Genomic DNA, 15,281 nt, shown 5'->3' on the forward strand with positions numbered 1-15,281 from the left:
GGCGGCACTATTCAAGGGGCGACGGGGTACTCGCGTGGCGTGAGCCGACTTCTGCTACCGGGCGTGTACGCCCCCCAGGACGACACCGCGCTGCTGGCCGAGGCCCTGGCCGGCGAGGCGCTGCGGCCGGCCGCCACCGTGCTCGACGTGGGCACCGGCAGCGGAGCCCTGGCGCTGGCGGCGGCCCGGCGCGGCGCCCGGGTGACCGCGGTCGACGTGTCACGGCGGGCGGTGTGGACCACCCGCCTGAACGCCCGGCTGAACCGTCTGCCGGTCCGTGCCCTGCGCGGGAACCTGTTCGGTCCGGTGCGCGAGCGGACCTTCGACCTCATCCTGGCCAATCCGCCCTACGTGCCCGCCCCGCAGGCCGGGCACGCCCCGCGGGGCAGGTCCCGCGCCTGGGACGCCGGACGCGACGGGCGCCTGGTGCTGGACCGGATCTGCGGGGAGGCGCCCGCGCTGCTGCGGCCCGAGGGCGTGCTGCTCATGGTGCACTCCGCGCTCAGCGATCCCGGCCGCAGCCTGGAACTGCTGCGTACGGCCGGTCTCAAGGCGGCCGTGGTGCGCCGCCGCTGGATCGGCCTGGGACCGGTGCTGCGCAGACGGCAGGACTGGCTGCGCGCCCACGGTCTGCTGGGGCCCGCCGACGAGAGGGAAGAGCTGGTGGTCATCCGTGCCGAACGACCCGTGTGACGAGGTGCCGGGCGGCGCCCCGGCTCCCGGCCCGCCCCGCCGGGTGACGATGCAGCGGCAGGGCCCGATCCTCGTGGAGGGCCCGGTCGAGGTGGAGCTGGAGGACGGCACCACCGTGGTGTCCGACCGGTTCCGGGTCGCCCTGTGCACCTGCCGCCGCAGCCGCCGCTATCCGTGGTGCGACACCAGCCACCGCAAGCGGGTCCCGGACTCGTCCGGCGGCGCGGCCGGAGGCCGTGGCCGCGCCGCGCCGGACGGGTCCGGATGACCCACCGCGATGCAGGGGCCGGCGGGAGGCCCCACTCCGCCCGCCGGCCCCTGGGCGGGATCGCCCCGGTCCCCGTGCCGGGCCCGCACTCCCCAGTCACGGGACCCTCGTGCTGCGCGGGGACCGCGCGATCCCGGTCTCAGAAGGCGAAGACGCTCGTGAGGGAGGCGTTCTTCGCGCACTCGTTGGCGAAGGTGTGCCGGAAGGAGACGCGCCGGCCCTGCCAGACGCCGTCGGCGGTGACCACGACCGGGTTGTACTCCCTGGTGCACAGCACGTCGCCGCCGCCCGTCAGGGCCTCCATGTCGCCTCCTGCCGCACGCAGCTCGGCGCAGGCGTCGAGGGCGGCCGGGTGCGTGCCGGAGGCCGTCGGGGCGCAGGTGAGGGTGACGGCGCGCTCCGGTACGGCGGTGGCGGCGCTGTCGCCGTGGCCCACGGTCAGCACCAGGGCCGAGGGGGCGTAGAGGGAGGCGGGGGCGGTGGACGGGGTGGCGAGGGCGGCCCCGGTGAGGGGTCCGCAGACGGCGGTGGCCGTCAGGCCGAGGGTCACGGCCCAGCGCGCGGTGTTCCGCATTGTGTGCTTCCTTCCGCAGGAGGTCGAGGGTGGTGCCGGCCGCGACACGGTCGGTGCCGGACCGGCGAGCGGGAGTCTGCCGAGTCCGCCGCCGAAACTCACATCGGACCCACTGGTTTCGGTAACCTTGCGTATTGAATCAGTGGCGCGAAGTCACCAAGTCCCGGCCGGACGACCCCCGTACCACGGGGTTGACGATCACCGGGTCCGGCCGGATGGCCTGATCACCCCCGCTGCGCAATCGTCCGGAAACATTCCGGGCGACCCCGCCGGCGACCGCGTCCGTTCACCCTCCGCTCACCCGCGCGCCCCGCGCCGTCCCCGCGCCGGGGACCGCGTCCCGTGGTCGACCCCGCCCCTACTCGCCAGTATGGTCGGCGGGTGCACGCGGTGGGGCGGCGAGGAAGGCGGGACGCACGGATGGCGAAGCACTGGGCGGATTTCCAGTACGAGATCTATCTGAACGGCATGACGGGCGCGGTGCCGCGGCTGCCCACCGATCTGAGCCGCCTGGAGGAACTGACGGAGCGGCGGCTCGGGCCGGGACCGGTGGGCTATGTGGCGGGCGGCGCGGGCGACGGCAGCACGGCGCGCGCCAACCGGGCGGCCCTGGAGCGGCGCCGGATCGTGCCCCGCATGCTGCGCGACGTGGGCGAGCGCGATCTGTCGGTTCAGGTGCTGGGCCGGGCATGGCCCGCGCCGGTGGCGCTGGCACCGGTCGGGGTGCTGTCGATCATGCACCCGGACGCGGAGACGGCGGCGGCCCTGGCGGCCGCGGCGCAGGGCGTGCCGTTCGTCCTGTCGTCGGCCTCCAGCACGCCCATGGAGGAGGTCGCACGCGCGATGGGGGACGCCGAGCGCTGGTTCCAGCTGTACTGGGCCAAGGACCGCGAGGTGACCCGCAGTTTCCTGCGGCGGGCGAAGGCCTGCGGCTTCAGCGTCCTCGTCGTCACCCTCGACACCCCGCTGCTGGCCTGGCGCCCCCGCGACCTCGACCAGGCGTATCTGCCGTTCCTGCGCGGGGTGGGCACCGCGAACTACTTCACCGACCCGGCCTTTCTGTCCACGCTGGCCAAGCCGGTGCACGAGGACCTCGACGCGGCGGTGCTGCGGTTCGTCGGCATGTTCGCCGACCCCGGCAAGACCTGGCCCGACCTGGCGTTCCTGCGGGAGAACTGGGACGGCCCGATCGTCCTGAAGGGCGTCCTGCACCCGGACGACGCCCGCCTGGCCGCCGAGGCCGGGATGGACGGCGTGGTGGTGTCCAACCACGGCGGGCGCCAGGTGGCCGGTTCGGTCGCCGCCGCCGACGCGCTGCCCCGGGTGGCCGAGGCGGCCGGCGACCGGCTGACGGTCCTGTTCGACAGCGGTGTGCGCACCGGCGACGACGTCTTCAAGGCGCTCGCGCTCGGCGCGCGGGCGGTGCTGCTGGGCCGGCCGTACGTCTACGGGCTCGGCCTGGACGGCCGGGCCGGGGTGGAGCACGTGATCCGCTGCCTGCTCGCCGAGTTCGACCTGACCCTCGCCCTGTCGGGCCACGCCACGCCGGGCACCGTCGGTCCCGCCGACCTGGTGGAGGACGTCCGGTGAGCGGGCGGCGGGGTCAGATCTCCCAGGAGCGCAGCCGGTCGGCGGCGCCGTAGACGTCGGTCTTCCCTGACATCAGGTCGCGGGCGAGGTCGACGAGTGCGCCGTAGGGCGGGTCGATGCCGACACCGCTGACGTACATGTAGGCCACGGCGGTCGCGCAGGCGAAACGGGCGTTGGCCGACGGCAGCGGTTTGAGGACCGCGAGGGTGTGCAGCAGCGCGGCGGCCCGCCAGGCGGGGTCGGAGTCGACGCCCAGGCGCGGCGGATCCACGCGATGGCGGGCGACGGCGGCCACGAGGGCGGAGAAGTCGTTGACGGTGGGCTGGTCCGGCAGCACTTCCTCGTGGCGCTGGAGCAGCCAGGGCACGTCGATGTGGAGGACGGGGGTCATCGGTCAGGCGGCCCGTCCCTGGCTCCTGCCGGGCCGCTCGTCCTCGGGGAAGGCCGCGGCGAATTCGTCGGCGTGGGCGGAGAAGAACCGGCGGAAGGCCTCGGCGCCCTCCTGCAGGGCGCGGTGCCGGGCTATGTCGGCCGCGGCGGCCTCACGCACGAGCGCCTTCATCGACGTACCGCGTTCCTTGGCGATCTGCCGGAGGTCCTCCAGCTCGCGGTCGCTGAACTCCACATTGAGCGCTGGCATGGACCATACGGTACCGCGATGGTACTGGCGCGTAAATAGCCCCAGGTCAGGGCGGTTTCGGGAGGTACCGCGACGGGAGTGCGCCGGTCGGCGGACCGATCCCCCCTGAGAGGTGCGTCACATTCCTTGCCGTCGTGTCACACCCGCGTCCGCGTCCGCCCGTCCCCGTCTTCCCGGATCCTTCCCCGGCCCTTCCCGGGGCGGCCGACCGCACGGAGGCGGTACGCACTACGCTGGAACGCGAGTGACACACCTGATCACTGTGAGTGTGCGCGATGGAGTGACGAGGATGAGTCCGGTCTATCCGTTCGACGACGCCGCCACGGCGCGGGCCGTCGTCGACGAGCACGGCGACCTCGTCGAGTGGAACGAGGGCGCGCGCCGGCTGCTCGGCTGGGCGCCGGACGAGGTCCTGGCCAGGCCTGCCGCGACCCTGCTCGCGGACGGCATGCCGACCGCCCTGCCCGCGGGACACCGCTGGAACGGCACGCTCAGCCTGCGCCACCGCGAGGGGCACGCCGTGTCCGTCTGGGTGCTGGCGCACCACCGGCACGCGCGGGACGGCGGCGACTGGCTGGTGGTCACCCCGCTGGAGGGCGGCGACCGCGAGGCGCCGGACGACCCGCTGGCCCGGGTGGAGCTCGTCCAGTCCCCGTGCGCCGTCGCGATCTACGACGAACGGCTGCGGCTGCGCGCGGTCAACGATGCCATGGCCGAGGTGCTCGGCGTCCGCGGGGAGCGGCTGCGCGGGCTGCGGCTGTCCGAGATCGGCGGCGGGCGGCAGAGCGAGGACGTCGAACGGCACATGCTCCAGGTCCTCGACACCGGCCGCGGGCACGACGTGCGGACGTACGCCCCGGTCGGCGGCGACGGGCGGGTGAGCGCCTGGATGGCCCGCATGTCCCCGGTCACCGACCCCTCCGGCCGGGTGCGCGGCGTCTGCGTCGCCGCCCACGACTTCACCGAGCAGTACCGGGCCCGCGAGCGGCTGCAACTGGTGAACGAGGCCAGCGTGCGCATCGGCACCACCCTCGACGTCACCCGGACGGCACAGGAACTCGCCGACGTCTGCGTCCCCGCGCTCGCCGACTTCGTCAGCGTCGACCTGGTCGATCCGCCCGAGCACGGCGGTGAACTGCCCATCGGCACGCTGAGCGTGCCGGCCGCGCTGCGGCGCGTCGCGCACCGCTCGGTCACACCCGGCGAACCCGAGGCGGTGACCCCTCTCGGGCAGAGCGAGGTCTACCCGGCCGCCTCGCCGCAGGGCGCCTCCCTGCTGTCGGGGCACGCGATCGTGGTGTCCGAAAACTCCGGTGACCTGGAGAAGTGGCTGGCCTGGAACCCGGTGCGCAGCCGGCGCGTCGGCCGGCTCGGAGTCCACTCGACGATGTCGGTGCCGATCCGTGCCCGGGGCATCACGCTCGGGGTCGCCGTCTTCACCCGGTTCGCGCAGACCGCCCGGTTCCTGCCCGACGACGTGCTGCTGGCCGAGGACGTCACGGCACGGGCCGCCGTCTGCATCGACAACGCCCGCCGCTACTCCCGCGAACGCGAGACGGCCCTCGCCCTGCAGCGCAGTCTGCTGCCGCGCACCCTGGCGCGCACGGCCGCCGTGACGGCGGCCTCCCGCTACCTCCCGGCGGCCCGGGCCGGTGTCGGCGGCGACTGGTTCGACGTGATCCCGCTGTCCGGCATGCGGGTCGCCCTGGTCGTCGGGGACGTCATCGGGCACGGGGTGGGCGCCTCGGCCACCATGGGCAGGCTGCGCACCGCCGTGCGCACCCTGGCGGACATCGACCTGGCCCCCGACGAGCTGCTGACCCACCTCGACGACGTGGTCGCGCGGATGTCCGCGGAGGCCGGCGGCGAGGAGCGGGGGCGCCCCGGCGAGGTCGGCGCGACCTGCCTGTACGCGGTGTACGACCCGGTCTCGCGGCGCTGCACGCTGGCCCGCGCGGGGCATCCCGTCCCGGTGCTGGTGCCGCCCGACGGCCCGCCCCGCCGGATCGAGCTGCCGCCCGGCCCTCCGCTGGGCCTGGGCGGGCTGCCGTTCGAGTCGGCCGAGCTGGACCTGGCCGAGGGCAGCGTGCTGGCGTTCTTCACCGACGGGCTGGTGGAGAGCCGTGAGCGGGACGTGGAGGCCGGTCACCGGCTGCTGCGCGAGACGCTGGCCGAGCGGGGGGACTCCCTGGAGGAGACCTGCGACCGTGTGCTGCACGCGCTGCTGCCCGCGGGCAGCCCGTCGGACGACGTGGCCCTGCTGCTCGCCCGCACGCGGGGACTGCCCCCCTCCCAGGTGGCCACCTGGGACATCCCGGCGGACCCGTCGCTGGTGGCGCCGGTCCGCAAGCAGGTCCTCGAACAGCTGGAGGTCTGGGGGCTGAGCGTGGTGGCGTTCACCGCCGAGCTGGTGGTGAGCGAGCTGGTCACCAACGCCATCCGGTACGGCACCCCGCCGATCAGGCTGCGCCTCATCCATGACGACACGCACCTGATCTGCGAGGTCTCCGACACCAGCAGCACCGCCCCGCACCTGCGCCGGGCCAAGACGTGGGACGAGGGCGGACGCGGACTGCTGCTGGTCGCCCAGCTCACCCGGGGCTGGGGAAGCAGGCACACCACCGAGGGCAAGACGATCTGGGCCGAACTGAGCCTGCTCGACGACGAGTGAGGAGTGACGAGTGGGCCGAGGGCGGGCCGGCCCTGCGGGACGCGGCCGGCCACCGGGGCGGCGGACGTGACCGGGTACCGCGCAGGCCCGGCGAGACCGACAGCCCGCGCGGCCTGAGACGGCCCGTACGGGGTGGCCGGTGCTGCCGTGGGCGGCCGGTGCCGGCTCAGGGCGTGTCCGGCGCGCCGTCCGACAGCCAGGGCCTGACCTGGCGGCGCGCCGCGTGCAGCCGCGACTTCAGCGTGCCCAGCGGGATCCCCGCCCGTTCGGCGGCCTCCGCGTACTCCAGCCGGCAGATGTCCCGGTACACCAGCGGCGCCACCAGGTGGGGGTGCTCCCGCTCCAGCCGTTCCAGCGCCTCCAGGAGGTCGATCCGGGAGCCCGCGATGACACTGGTGGTGCGCGGGTCGACGTGCTGGGCCGGTTCGATCGCGGCGGGCTGCTCGGCGGCGCGGCGCCTGAGTTCGCGGTACTTCTGGCGGCAGCAGTTGGCGACGACCGTGTAGAGCCAGGTGCTGAACCGGCTGCGGCCCTCGAAGGTGGTGATCCGCCGGGCGAGCTGGAGCAGCACGTCCTGCGCGGCCTCCTCCGCGTCCTCCCGGCAGGGCAGGAAACGCCCGCAGCGCCGCACCACTTCCGGGCGGATCTCCCGCAGCAGTTCCTCCAGCGCCCCGCCGTCGCCGGCCGCGGCGCGCCGGGCGAGTTCTTCGGTCGGCGCCGCATCGGGCACGACGGACCTCCTCGGAGTCGATCTCGCAGCAGGCATGATAGTGCCATGCACTCCGTCGGACGGATCGGCCGCTACCGGCTCGAACGGCGCCTGGGTACCGGCGCCTTCGGCACGGTGTGGCTGGCCCACGACGACGAACTGGACGCCCCGGTCGCCGTCAAGGTCCTCGCCGAGAACTGGTCGCACCGTCTGGACGTGCGGGAACGGTTCCTGTCCGAGGCCCGGCTGCTGCGCAAGGCGGCCTCGCCGCGCGTGGTACAGGTCCACGACATCGGGGAACTGCCCGACGGAAGACCGTACTTCGTCATGGAGTACGCCGACGGCGGCACCCTCGCCGACCTGCTCGCCGCGGGCCCGCTGCCGCTCGCCGAGGCACTGCGGCTGACCGCGCTGGCCGCCCGGGGCGCGCAGGCGCTGCACGAGGCGGGCGTCGTGCACCGGGACATCAAGCCGAGCAACGTGCTGCTGCGCACCGCGCCGGACGGCACCCGGCGGGTGCTGCTCGCCGACCTGGGGCTCGCCAAGAGCCTGGCCGAGGCCTCGGGGCTGACCCTGGCCGCCGGCTCGGCCGGGTACCGGCCGCCCGAGCAGGCGGAGCCGGGCGCGGGCATCGACGCGCGGGCCGACGTCTACAGTCTGGGCGCGGTCGGCTACGAGCTGGTCACGGGCACGGTTCCGGGCGCGCCGGGCCGGATCGTGCCGCCGCGGCGGCTGCGGCCCGGTCTGGATCCGGGCGTGGCGCGCACGCTCCTGCGCGCGCTGGAACCGGACCGTGAGCGGCGCTGGCCCGACGCCGGGGCGTTCGCCCGGGAACTGGAACGGGCGGCTGCGACGACGGCCGGGGCGGAAGGCGGGGCGGAGGAGGCGGAGCGGGCGGAGCCGCCGGCCGCCCGGCCGCGCGGGCGCCTTGCGTGGCGCGGACGGCGCGCGGCCGTGACGGCGGCGGCCGTCGTGGCTGTCCTCGCCGCCGCGGGCGTCGCCCTGGCGCTGGTGCTGCGGCCGCCGGCCCCGTCCGGGGTGCGGGTGACGGACGCCACCGGCCGCATCGAGCTGCGGGTGCCGGACGGCTGGGGGCGGCAGCTGCTGGACTCCGGCTGGGACCCGCGGTCGCTGGGGCTGCCCGCCGGGCACGAGCCGGGACTCGCCGTGGCCGACGACCTGACGCGGTGGCAGGACCTCGGCACCGGGGTGCGCGGCGTCTTCGTCGGGCTGAGCGGGCCGGGCGACGTCACCGCCCGGGTGGACGCCGTGGACCATCCCGGCTGCCACTACGACGGGAGCCGTTCCTACACGGGTGACCGGTGGCACGGCCGGATGCGCACCTGGAGCGGCTGCCCCGCCGGGAGCCGGCTCACCGAGGCGGCGCTGGCCCCGGCCGGCTCCGCCCGCCTGCCCCGGGTGTACGTGCAGATCCGGCAGCGCGACGGCGACGACGCGACCGACCGCATAGTCCGCTCCCTGCGGGTCACCTGACCCCGTACGAGTGAACGTGGCGCGGGCCGGAACGGGAAGAACGCTTCGGGAGGAATTCCCCGGAACCGCGAACTTTCCGCCCGGTCCGCGCATCGGACCTCATGTCGGCGCACCAGGCGCCGGACGCACGCCCCGAGCGCGTGCGACGAAGACGAGGAGCGTGGAACATGGCGCACACGTCCCCTGCCCACCGCCGCGGTGCCCTGCTCGCGGGTTCGGTGGCCGTACTGGGTCTGCTGACCGCCTGCGGCAGCGCGGACGGCACGTCGGCCGGTCCGCAGAAGGTACCGGGCCCCGCCGCGCCCGCGACCGGCGGCACCACGAGCGGCGCGGCACCCGTCACGAGCGACACGCCCGGCCCCGCCACCACCGCACCGGGCAGCACCGCCGCCACCCGGCCGGGCTCCTCCCCCGCCACCACCGCCCCGGGCCGCGGCACGGGCACGCGCGAGGGGAGCGGGACGGGCACGACGGCGCGGAGCACCCGCTGTCACACCTCGCAGCTGAGGGCGACGGTGGGCCGAGGCGACCCGGGCGCCGGGCAGGAGAACTTCCCCTTGGTGCTCACCAATACCTCCGGCCGCACCTGCACCGTGCACGGCTATCCGGGCGCCGCCTTCGTGGACGCCGCCGGCAGGCAGCTGGGCCCGGACCCCAGGCGGGAGACGGGCTCGCCCGCCACCGTGACGCTGCGCCCCGGGCAGAGCGCGTGGGCCGGCCTGACGTTCTCCAACCCCGAGGTGAGCGAGGCGAAGACCGCGTCGCCGGCGGCGCTGATCGTCACCCCGCCCGACGAGCGCGACCACCTCACGGTGCGGTGGACGGCCGGCCGGATCCCGGTGGGCGGGAACTCGTCCTCGGTCTTCCTGACGGTCCTCAGCCCCGGCACCGGCCCCTGAGCCGCCGCCCGCCGGTCCCCGGCCCGCCCGGGACCCCGCACGTGCGCGCGGAGCCGGCACGCGGGTTTGCTTTGATGTGCGAGCACCGCTGACCGCCTCCGGAGGACCGAGCCCTGAACACCGCGTTCGCAGAGACACTGTCCGTCGTCCTGCTCGTCGCCGTCCTCGCCTGGGCCGTGGTGCGGCCCTTCGGATGGCCGGAGGCGGCGCTCGCCGTCCCCGCGGCCTGCGTGGCCGTCGCCACCGGGGCGATCTCGCTCGGCCACGCGCGCGAGGAGGCGCAGCAGCTGGGTCCGGTGGTCGGGTTCCTGGCGGCGGTGCTGGTCCTCGCCCACTTCTGCGACGTCGAGGGGCTGTTCCAGGCGTGCGGCGCGTGGATGGCCCGCCGGGCGCGGGGCCGTCCGGTGCGGCTGCTGACGGCGGTGTTCGCGCTGGCGTCGGCGATCACGGCCGTGCTCAGCCTGGACGCCACGATCGTGCTGCTGACCCCGGTCGTGTTCGCCACCGCGGCGCGCACGGGCGTGCGGCCGAAGCCGCACGTGTACGCCTGCACCCACCTGTCCAACACGGCCTCGCTGCTCCTGCCGGTCTCCAATCTGACCAACCTGCTGGCGTTCGCGGCGAGCGGGCTGAGCTTCACCCGGTTCGCCGTGCTGATGGCGCTGCCGTGGCTGGTGGCGATCGCCGCCGAGTACCTGGTCTTCCGCGGGTTCTTCGCCCGTGACCTGGCGGCCTCGGCGCCCGCCCCGGACACCGGCGAGGCCCCGGCGTTCCCGGTGTTCGCGCTGGTCACCGTGGCCTGCACGCTGGCCGGGTTCGTGGTGACGTCCACGTTCGGTGTCGAACCGGCGTGGGCGGCGCTGGCCGGGGCGCTGGTGCTGGCCGGGCGGGCGCTGGTGCGGCGCCGGGCCACGCCGCTGACCGTGGTGCGGGCGGCGGCGCCGGCCTTCCTGGCGTTCGTCCTGGCGCTCGGGATCGTGGTCCGTGCGGTGGTCGACAACGGGCTCGCCGACGCGCTCGGGCACCTGCTGCCCGGTGGGACGGGGCTGCCCGCGCTGCTCGGGATCGCCGCGCTCGCGGCGCTCCTGGCCAACCTGATCAACAACCTCCCGGCGGTCCTGGTCCTGCTGCCGCTGACCGCCCCGGCCGGGCCGGGCGCGGTCCTCGCCGTGCTCCTCGGCGTCAACCTCGGCCCCAACCTGACGTACGCCGGTTCGCTGGCGACCCTGCTGTGGCGGCGGATCGTGCACCAGCACGAGCACGAGGTGGACCTCAAGGAGTTCACCCGCCTGGGTGTGCTGGCCGTGCCGGCCACGCTGGTGCCCGCGGTGGTGGCACTGTGGGGGGCGCTGCAGATCCTGTGAGACACCCGAACGGCTGAGGAGGCCGTCGTATGCGTGTGATCGCCTGGCTCGTCGAGGGCACCTGGCCCGCCTGCGTGGACGCCGTGCGCGGCCATGCGCCGGACTCGTCCGAGGTGGTGCTGCTGCACGTCAGCGGGGCCGAGGTCCCGGCCGTGGCGCACGGTGCGTTCGCCGGGCTGCTCGGCCGGGGGCATCCGGAGCGGGATCCGGGGGACCGGCTGGCCGACCTCGGCGGGGCGTCGGCGGCCGGGCTGCTGGAAGCGGCGGCGGCCCGGCTCGGGCGGCCGTGCACCCGGCTGGAGCGGGCGGGGCGGGCCGAGCGCGAGGTGGTGGCCGCCGCCGGGGACGCCGACCTGCTGGTGCTGGCCCGTGACGGCGACCGCGACCGGCTCGGGCCGCGCAGTCTGGGGCCCGCCGTGCGGTTCGTCGTCGACCACGCACCGTGCCCGGTGCTGCTGGTGTGGCCGGAAGCCGCACCGGACCTCACGACGCTGCCGCCGCCCCCGCCGCACGCCGGACCGCGGCACGGCGAGCCGGGCCACCCGGGACCGGACCGCCCCGGACCGCCGCCCCCGAAGCCGCCGCACGGCGAACCCCCGCACCCGGGCGGGCCGCCCCGGCACCGCTGAATCCGCCGGGCGGCGCCGCTCAGTGGCCGCTGACCTCGTGCGGCGTGTAGGGACGCGCCAGCTCGTCGAGTTCCTTGTCGCTCAGTTCGAGTCCGACCGCGGCGACCGCGTCCTCCAGGTGCCCGGGCCGGGCCGCGCCGACGATCGGTGCCGTCACCGTGTCCTGGTGGAGCAGCCAGGCGAGCGCCACCTGGGCGCGCGGGACACCGCGCTCGGCGGCGATGCGGGTGACGGCCTCCACGATGGCCCGGTCCCCCTCCGGGTAGAGGGTGCTGCCGAAGTTGTCGGTGGCGCTGCGCCCGGTCTCGACGCCCCAGTCCCGGGTGAGGCGGCCGCGGGCGAGCGGGCTCCAGGGCAGGACGCCGACGCCCTGGTCCGCGCAGAGCGGCAGCATCTCGCGCTCCTCCTCGCGGTAGAGGAGGTTGTAGTGGTTCTGCATGGAGACGAAGCGGGTCCAGCCGTGCGCCTGCGCGGTGTACTGGGCCTTGGAGAACTGCCAGGCGTACATCGAACTCGCCCCGATGTAGCGCACCTTGCCCGCCCTGACCAGGTCGTGCAGCGCCTCCATCGTCTCCTCGACCGGCGTGTACGGGTCCCAGCGGTGGATCTGGTAGAGGTCGACGTAGTCGGTGCCGAGGCGGCGCAGGCTGTGGTCGATCTCCGTCATGATCGCCTTGCGGGACAGGCCGGCGCCGTTTGGTCCGGGCCGCATCCGGCCGTGCACCTTGGTGGCGAGCACGATGTCGTCGCGGCGGGCGAAGTCCCGCAGGGCCCGGCCGACGATCTCCTCGCTGGTGCCGTCGGAGTAGACGTTGGCCGTGTCGAAGAAGGTGATCCCGGCCTCCAGTGCCTGCCGGATCAGCGGCCGGGACGTCTCTTCGTCGAGGGTCCACTCGTGCGTGCCGCGCTCGGGCACGCCGTACGTCATGCAGCCCAGACAGATCCGCGACACGTCCAGGCCCGTCGAACCGAGCTTCACGTACTGCATCGTTGCTGCTCCCGTCTTCGGGGTGGTTGCCAGGGAGAGCGTAGGGCGCATTCGATCATGACGGTCGGCCGGACCGGATGCCGGACGGGGTGGGCCGGGCCGGGGGCGCGGGAGGTCAGGGCCGCAGCCGGTCCGCGTCGAGCAGGTCGAGGGCCTGTTCCCAGGGGAAGTCCGGCCGGGTGCCGTCCTCGCGGAGTGCGCCGGTGTACCGGTCGGCGATGCGCACGCCCATGCCGCGCAGGCGGGCCAGACTGTCACGGTAGGCGGGGTGGACGGCCAGCGCGTCGGCCACGCAGGGCAGGGCGGCGACCGGGACGCCGAGGCCGTGGGCCTCGCACAGGGTGGCCACGGCGAGGGTGTCGGCGATGCCCGCCGCCCACTTGTTGACCGTGTTGAAGGTGGCGGGCGCGACGGCCACGGCGTCCGGCGGCGGGAAGGGGCGCGGGTCGGCCGGGGTGCGCCACCGGGAGCGGACGGGGCGGCCGGTGCGCTCCCGGACGTCCTCGGTGTCGAAGAAGCCGCCCATGGCGGTGGGCGTCGCGATCACGCCCACCGCCCAGCCGCGCGCTCGGGCGGCGGCGACCAGCGTGCCGACGCCCGCGGCGACACCGGCGGCGCAGACGACGACGTAGAGGAAGGGTTTCGCGGGTGTCTCCCCGGCCGGTTCGGTCACCCGCGGCACCCTACCGCCGCGCGGCCGGGGCGGGCCGGGGCCTGCCCCGGCCCGGCTGCCCCGGCCCCGTCGTTCCCGTCACCCCAGGGGCTGGGCGCCGTCCTTCTCGGTCACGGTGATGGCTCCGACGGGACAGGCCCGCGCGGCCTCCCTGACCATGGGGTCGCCGCCGCCGTCCTCCCTGCCGGGGAGCAGGGTGCTGAAGCCGTCGTCGTCCTGGGTGAACACGCCCGGGGCGGCCAGGGCGCACTGGCCGGCGCCGATGCAGCGGTCCTTGTCGATGTCGATGCGCATGGGAGCAGCCTCTTACCAGGTCACGGGGAGTTCCAGCATTCCTTGGATCGTGTCGCCGGGTTTGAAGGGGATCTCCTGCGGCGGGGCGGCCAGCCGCAGTCCGGGCAGCCGGGCGAACAGGGAGCCGAGGGCGATCTCCAGTTCGGTGCGGGCGAGGTTCTGGCCGAGGCACTGGTGGATGCCGAAGCCGAAGGCGACGTGGTGGCGGGTGGGCCGGTGGAAGTCCAGCTCGTCCGGGGCCTCGTAGAGGGTCCGGTCGCGGTTGATGACGGAGGTCGAGAAGATCACGCCGTCCCCGGCCCTGATGGTGGTGCCCGCCACCTCGATGTCCTCGTCCGCCTGGCGCAGCAGTCCGTCGGCGATGGAGAGCATCCGCATCAGCTCCTCGACCGCGACGGGCAGCAGCGCGGGGTCGGCGCGCAGCTCGGCCAGCCGGTCGGGGTGCTGCAGGAGGGTGTAGGTGCCCAGCGAGATCATGTTGGCGGTGGTCTCGTGGCCCGCGATGAGCAGGATGATGGCCAGGGAGACGACCTCGGCGCGGTCCAGTTCGCCCTCGCCGAGCCGCTGCTGGACCAGGTCGTCCAGGACTCCGTCGCCCGGTTCCTTGCGCTTGTGGTCGACGAGGTCGCCCAGGTACGCCTCCAGCCGGTCGCGCGCGTCCAGCACGTCGGCCACGTCCGGGCCGCGCAGCAGCCGGCGGGACTGCTCCTCGAAGAACTCGTGGTCGGCGTAGGGGACGCCGAGCAGTTCGCAGATCACCATGGAGGGCACGGGCAGGGCGAAGTCCCGCACGAGTTCGGCGGGCGGTCCCTGGTCGGTCATCCGGTCGAGCAGGCCGTCGACGATCCCCTGGATCCGGGGCCGCATGGTGGTGGCGCGCTTGAGGGTGAAGCTCGGGATCAGCATGCGCCGCTGTGTGCGGTGCTCGGGGTCGTCGACCCCGAGGAGGGCGGTCCTGCGGTCGCGCACCCCCGCGAGACGGGCGGTGGTCACCGGGAATCCGTCGCGCGTGCGGTCGCTGGACAGGCGCGGGTCGGCGAGCAGCTGGCGGGCGAGGGCGTGCCCGGTGACGAGCCAGGCCGGGCGGCCGTCGTAGAGGGTGATGCGGGCGAGCGGGCGGGTCTCGCGCAGGGGGGCGTAGCCGGTGGGCGGGTGATAGGGGCAGGTGCGGTCCTGCGGGAAGGCCACGGCCTGGGCGGTCCCGGCGGAGTGGGGGGTCTCGGCGGTGCGGGGGGTTTCGATGGTCGGGTCCGGCATGGAAGACCTCGCAGACGAAGGGTGCGTCGTGCCGATCTTCATTAGATGCCTGGGGCATCTATAGGGCGACGCGAAGTTCGGCCACATCGGCGATCTGCCGGATCTGGCCGGGAAGCGCCTCTTCCGCTTCGTAGTCCGATTGTCCCCGAGGCGGCCCCGGCCGCACGATCCGGCCATGTCCGCCCGCACCGTGTCGCCGCCCCTGTCCGCCGCCGCCCTCGGGCCGCTGCGCCGGCAGCGGCCGGGCGCCGTGATCCCGGCACGGGCGGTGCGGACGGCCTGGTCGGCAGGCCTACGGGGGTGGTGGGCCGGGCCGAGGGCGCGCGCGGTGGGCGCACCGTCCGCGCGGACGTGGTGACGCAGGACCGGGCCGCACCGCGCGGTGAGGTGCGGCCGCGGAACCTGGCGCGATACGGCCGTCCGGCGGACCCCGGCACCTGCCGGATCTCGCCGGGCACCACGGCGCCCTCACCGTCGGCCGGATTCCGCGCTCCCTGGCAGACGACGGCACGGGCCGCGCATGGGCGAGGGGGAACGC

The 15,281-nt window shown here is 75.1% G+C and carries 16 protein-coding genes; 8 read left to right on the top strand and 8 right to left on the bottom strand.

Annotated elements, in window-relative coordinates; all coding sequences use genetic code 11:
* The first annotated feature begins 39 nt into the window (after window positions 1-39).
* Entirely contained in the window at window positions 40-693 is a 654-nt protein-coding gene (locus AC6I72_RS02415; protein WP_497999070.1) for a HemK2/MTQ2 family protein methyltransferase, read from the top strand.
* Complete coding sequence (locus AC6I72_RS02420; protein ID WP_497999072.1) at window positions 674-961, top strand: CDGSH iron-sulfur domain-containing protein; 288 nt, start codon at window positions 674-676, stop codon at window positions 959-961. Before AC6I72_RS02415 ends, AC6I72_RS02420 begins: the two co-directional genes overlap by 20 nt.
* A 139-nt stretch (window positions 962-1,100) precedes the next feature.
* Here the strand turns inward: AC6I72_RS02420 and AC6I72_RS02425 are convergent, their stop codons facing one another.
* Window positions 1,101-1,535 carry a protease inhibitor gene (locus AC6I72_RS02425; RefSeq protein WP_497999074.1) on the bottom strand — a complete coding sequence of 145 codons (435 nt, stop codon included), beginning with the start codon at window positions 1,533-1,535 and terminating at the stop codon, window positions 1,101-1,103.
* Between the two features lie 420 nt (window positions 1,536-1,955).
* On the opposite strand from AC6I72_RS02425, the gene AC6I72_RS02430 reads away from it, so the two are divergent.
* Window positions 1,956-3,125 carry a lactate 2-monooxygenase gene (locus AC6I72_RS02430; RefSeq protein ID WP_497999075.1) on the top strand — a complete coding sequence of 390 codons (1,170 nt, stop codon included), beginning with the start codon at window positions 1,956-1,958 and terminating at the stop codon, window positions 3,123-3,125.
* 13 nt (window positions 3,126-3,138) lie between these two features.
* Here AC6I72_RS02430 and AC6I72_RS02435 read toward each other — a convergent pair whose 3' ends face one another.
* Both AC6I72_RS02435 and AC6I72_RS02440 read right to left on the bottom strand, forming a co-directional pair.
* Window positions 3,139-3,516, bottom strand: coding sequence for a toxin Doc (locus tag AC6I72_RS02435; protein WP_037851140.1), 378 nt, complete (start codon window positions 3,514-3,516; stop codon window positions 3,139-3,141).
* Window positions 3,517-3,519: 3 nt separating this feature from the next.
* Entirely contained in the window at window positions 3,520-3,765 is a 246-nt protein-coding gene (locus tag AC6I72_RS02440) for a hypothetical protein (protein ID WP_497999077.1), read from the bottom strand.
* A 289-nt stretch (window positions 3,766-4,054) separates the two neighbouring features.
* Between AC6I72_RS02440 and AC6I72_RS02445 the strand changes: the two genes are divergently transcribed.
* Window positions 4,055-6,436 carry a SpoIIE family protein phosphatase gene (locus AC6I72_RS02445; protein ID WP_497999078.1) on the top strand — a complete coding sequence of 794 codons (2,382 nt, stop codon included), beginning with the start codon at window positions 4,055-4,057 and terminating at the stop codon, window positions 6,434-6,436.
* A gap of 166 nt (window positions 6,437-6,602) precedes the next feature.
* On the opposite strand, the gene AC6I72_RS02450 is transcribed toward AC6I72_RS02445, so the two are convergent.
* Window positions 6,603-7,166: an RNA polymerase sigma factor gene (locus AC6I72_RS02450; RefSeq protein WP_497999080.1), complete on the bottom strand. Its 564-nt coding sequence runs from the start codon at window positions 7,164-7,166 to the stop codon at window positions 6,603-6,605.
* A gap of 45 nt (window positions 7,167-7,211) precedes the next feature.
* Here AC6I72_RS02450 and AC6I72_RS02455 point away from each other — a divergent pair, with 45 nt between their 5' ends.
* From AC6I72_RS02455 to AC6I72_RS02470, 4 genes are all read left to right on the top strand, one after another.
* Window positions 7,212-8,639 (top strand): serine/threonine-protein kinase, encoded by a 1,428-nt coding sequence (locus tag AC6I72_RS02455; protein WP_497999081.1) that lies wholly within the window; start codon window positions 7,212-7,214, stop codon window positions 8,637-8,639.
* Window positions 8,640-8,806: 167 nt separating this feature from the next.
* Window positions 8,807-9,538 carry a DUF4232 domain-containing protein gene (locus AC6I72_RS02460; RefSeq protein ID WP_497999082.1) on the top strand — a complete coding sequence of 244 codons (732 nt, stop codon included), beginning with the start codon at window positions 8,807-8,809 and terminating at the stop codon, window positions 9,536-9,538.
* Between the two features lie 113 nt (window positions 9,539-9,651).
* A complete protein-coding gene (locus AC6I72_RS02465; RefSeq protein WP_498004569.1) occupies window positions 9,652-10,902 on the top strand; it encodes an SLC13 family permease in 1,251 nt (416 codons plus the stop codon).
* Between the two features lie 29 nt (window positions 10,903-10,931).
* On the top strand, window positions 10,932-11,531 hold the full coding sequence (locus tag AC6I72_RS02470) for a universal stress protein (RefSeq protein ID WP_497999083.1): 600 nt from the start codon (window positions 10,932-10,934) through the stop codon (window positions 11,529-11,531).
* A 19-nt stretch (window positions 11,532-11,550) separates the two neighbouring features.
* Here the strand turns inward: AC6I72_RS02470 and AC6I72_RS02475 are convergent, their stop codons facing one another.
* The 4 genes from AC6I72_RS02475 to AC6I72_RS02490 all read right to left on the bottom strand — a co-directional run bounded on the left by AC6I72_RS02475 (window position 11,551) and on the right by AC6I72_RS02490 (window position 14,743).
* The gene (locus AC6I72_RS02475) at window positions 11,551-12,519 is read right to left on the bottom strand and encodes an aldo/keto reductase (protein ID WP_037851150.1); all 969 of its coding nucleotides are present in this window, start codon (window positions 12,517-12,519) and stop codon (window positions 11,551-11,553) included.
* A 115-nt stretch (window positions 12,520-12,634) separates the two neighbouring features.
* Window positions 12,635-13,192, bottom strand: a complete 558-nt coding sequence (locus tag AC6I72_RS02480; RefSeq protein WP_497999085.1) for a flavoprotein — start codon at window positions 13,190-13,192, stop codon at window positions 12,635-12,637.
* A 78-nt stretch (window positions 13,193-13,270) separates the two neighbouring features.
* Entirely contained in the window at window positions 13,271-13,486 is a 216-nt protein-coding gene (locus AC6I72_RS02485) for a ferredoxin (protein WP_497999086.1), read from the bottom strand.
* 12 nt (window positions 13,487-13,498) lie between these two features.
* A complete protein-coding gene (locus tag AC6I72_RS02490; protein WP_497999088.1) occupies window positions 13,499-14,743 on the bottom strand; it encodes a cytochrome P450 in 1,245 nt (414 codons plus the stop codon).
* Window positions 14,744-15,281 lie beyond the last annotated feature (538 nt).

Source organism: Streptomyces sp. Xyl84 (assembly GCF_059731885.1).